The 3,434-nt window shown below is 44.9% G+C and carries 4 protein-coding genes; all 4 read left to right on the forward strand.

Going from position 1 to position 3,434, the window contains the following annotated elements; genetic code table 11:
* On the forward strand, positions 1-790 hold a 790-nt coding region (gene sucD, locus B7Y67_RS13415), incomplete at its 5' end, for a succinate--CoA ligase subunit alpha (protein WP_293599084.1).
* A gap of 81 nt (positions 791-871) precedes the next feature.
* On the forward strand, positions 872-1,579 hold the full coding sequence (locus B7Y67_RS13420; RefSeq protein WP_293599085.1) for a TerC family protein: 708 nt from the start codon (positions 872-874) through the stop codon (positions 1,577-1,579).
* A 122-nt stretch (positions 1,580-1,701) separates the two neighbouring features.
* Positions 1,702-2,199: a pilin gene (locus B7Y67_RS13425; RefSeq protein ID WP_293599086.1), complete on the forward strand. Its 498-nt coding sequence runs from the start codon at positions 1,702-1,704 to the stop codon at positions 2,197-2,199.
* A gap of 156 nt (positions 2,200-2,355) precedes the next feature.
* A partial coding sequence (locus B7Y67_RS13430; protein ID WP_293599087.1) for a CBS domain-containing protein occupies positions 2,356-3,434 on the forward strand: 1,079 nt, incomplete at its 3' end.

Genomic DNA, 3,434 nt, shown 5'->3' on the forward strand with positions numbered 1-3,434 from the left:
AAACTGTTTTGTGGCGGGGGTAAATCCTAAAAAAACAGGGGAGGCTATTTTTAACATTCCAATTTATGGAACTGTAAAAGAGGCCGCTCAACAAACTGGCGCTACTACTTCTGTAATTTATGTTCCGCCTCCTGGCGCTGCTGCTGCAATATGGGAAGCAGTTGAAGCTGACTTAGATTTTGTTATCTGTATTACTGAAGGCATTCCAGTCAAGGATATGTTGGAAGTGCGTAATAAGATGCATGCAAAAGAAGCTGCTGGTGGTAAGAAGACATTATTACTAGGGCCAAATTGTCCTGGAATCATTACTCCAGACGAAATCAAGATCGGCATCATGCCTGGCCATATCCATAAAAAAGGTCGTATCGGTGTTGTTAGCCGTTCTGGTACTTTGACTTATGAGGCAGTTGGTCAATTAACAGCGATTGGTTTAGGACAGTCCACAGCGGTTGGTATTGGTGGCGACCCAATTAATGGCCTGAAGCACATCGATGTGATGCGCATGTTCAACGAAGACCCTGAGACAGATGCAGTCATCATGATTGGTGAAATTGGTGGACCGGACGAAGCCGAAGCAGCTCGCTGGTGCAAAGCTAATATGAAGAAACCGGTTGTTGGCTTTATTGCTGGTGTAACGGCGCCTCCTGGAAAACGTATGGGCCACGCTGGCGCATTGATTTCTGGTGGTGCAGATACGGCCGATGCCAAGCTTGCCGTTATGGAAGAATGTGGCTTTAAAGTAACAAGAAACCCTTCAGAAATGGCTGCTTTGCTCAAAGCCATGTTGTAATCAAAGAGACATGCCGATTCGTCGGCATGTTTTTTGTAGCACCTTGTAGTTAAAACTAAAATATAAAAGTACGGAGACATTATGGATTTTTCAGCATTTTCAGATGCCGCTTTTTGGGCAGCATTACTCTCAATCATCATCGCCAATATTTTGTTATCTGGCGATAACGCAGTTGTGATTGCTTTAGCATCTCGCAATTTGCCGCCCGCTCAACAAAAGAAAGCCATTTTTTGGGGTAGCGCTGCAGCCATCATTTTGCGTGTGGTGCTCACTATTACTGCAGTTGCTTTATTAACCTTACCGTACTTAAAAATCGTCGGTGGCTTGCTATTGCTCTACATCGGTATTCAGCTTTTGTCTGATAGCGGCGGCGAAGAGCATATGGAAGCAAAGACTAGTATCTGGGCAGCTATCCGCACAATCTTAATTGCTGATTTAGTAATGAGCTTGGACAACGTTTTGGCGGTTGCAGCAGCAGCCCAAAAGGGACCTGAAGAAACTCGCCTCTTGCTCCTCATCATTGGTTTGGCAATGTCTATTCCGTTGATTATTTTCGGTAGCGCAATGTTGCTCAAAGTAATGGAGCGTTTCCCAATCATCATCACTCTTGGTGCTGGACTTTTAGGTTTCTTAGCCGGCGGCATGTTAGTTGATGACCCTGCTATTAAAGATAGCATTCAAGCTGCAATAGGTGATGCAAAACTAGCTTTTGAAGTGGTTGGTATTGCGATTGTGATTTTAGTTGGTAGCTACTTTAAGAAAAAGAATAACGCTAAAGAGGCGCACTAATTTTCTTCAGCATTAATCAGAAAAAGCCGGCCTTTAAAGCCGGCTTTTCTTACATTTGGACGTGTTGAGCTTGTTGGGTATAGACTGGATGATGGGGTATTTAACCTCAGGAGCTTATAAAAATGTCTACGCAAGATCAACAACAAGAATCCGGCTTCACCTTAATTGAGGTGATGGTGGTGGTAGCCATCATTGGCATCTTGGTTGCAGTAGCTGTTCCTAAATATCAAGATTACATTGCCCGAAGTCGCGTTGTGGAGGGTCTGAATCTTGCTTCCACTGCTAAGCTCGCCGTCACGGAGGTATTCTCCAGTCGAGGCGCTGTTGCAATGGATGAGGCAACTCAAGGAGCCTTTACTTTTGCACCAACTCGCAATGTCAAGTTCATTGAAATTGATCCTTCTGGAACCATTGCCATTGGTTATCAAGCCAATGTGGCACCTGTGGGTAAAAACACCTTGTATCTCATTCCCACAAATGAGCCGGATGCGATCATCCCAAGTGCCATGGATTTATCAAGGCCTGAGTCCTCATCATGGTCAGGAGGGTGGTCTTGTAGAAGCCCAGATAGCAACTTATCTCCCCAATTAGTACCCTCAGAGTGCCGACTCACTAAGTAATTTTCTTTGCTGCATAGAGCTAGGGTATCGGGGTTTAGACAAGAGAATGACCTACTTATTTGATCGTAATCAAATAAGTAGGTCAGATCGTATAGACAGTAGCCTAATGACGCGATAAATTGAGCGGTTAAAGCGAAGCAAAGAACAGAGGAAGCCTTGAAGAAAACTAGCCCATCTCGCAGTTTGATTGTGAATCTGACCCAGCAGATGATGCAGGTTCTGCCGTTTTCTGAAATGAAGCCAGAGCATGTAGATTTCTTCATTGAAAATTCGCAGGAAGAGTACTTTGCGCCAGAAGAGGTATTTCTCTCTCCGCAAAGCCCTCCTGTCAATAGATTATTTTTTATTCGTAAGGGCGGCGTTGTCTCTCGTCGCGGTCTTTCCAATGAAGCTGGCGAGGCGCATGAGTTTGAAGCGGGCGAGCTCTTTCCGGTCAGCACTGCAATGGCTGGGCGCCCCCCAACTGCAACATATGCCGCAATTGGTGATTGTTTCTGTTTAAGCATTTCAACCGATGTGATGCGGCGCTTGGCAGAAATGTCGCCACAGTTTGCTGACTTTCTAAGTCAAAGCATTATGAAATTCTTAGAACGTTCTTGGCAGGTATTACAAAGAACTTATACATCTCAAATTTTCTCAGAGCAGTCTTTAGAAACACCTTTGGGAGATTTGCCTCGCAAAAAACCATTGTGTGTCACTCCTAATACCAGCATCAAGGAGGCGCTCACATTAATGCATGAGCGCAGAGTTGGTTCGATATTGGTAGGTGACTCAGAAGAAGGTCTGCAGGGCATCTTGACGCGTTATGACATCTTGGGGAGGGTGACGATTCCTCAGATTGATGTGCAACTTCCCATAAAAGATGTGATGACCAAAGGGGTGAAATCACTCACTATCCGCGATACTGCTCAGGATGCAGCTTTAATATTCTTGCAACTGGGGATTAGACATATTCCAGTAATGGATGGGAGTGAGGTGGTCAACATTCTCTCGGAGAGAGATTTATTTGCGATGCAGAGGCTCTCGCTAAAGCACATCAGTATGGCGATCCGCTCTGCACCAGATTTAGCGAGCGTAGCGTTGTGCGCAAAAGATGTTCGACGTTTTGCGAAGAACCTCATTGGTCAAGGGGTTCAGGCTAAGCAGCTAACCAGATTAATTAGTGATTTGAATGATTTAGTGTGTGACAGGTTGATTGAGTTATTCGCACACCAGCACAACATTGATATGAAGAG

The sequence above is a fragment of the Polynucleobacter sp. 35-46-11 genome, assembly GCF_002281105.1.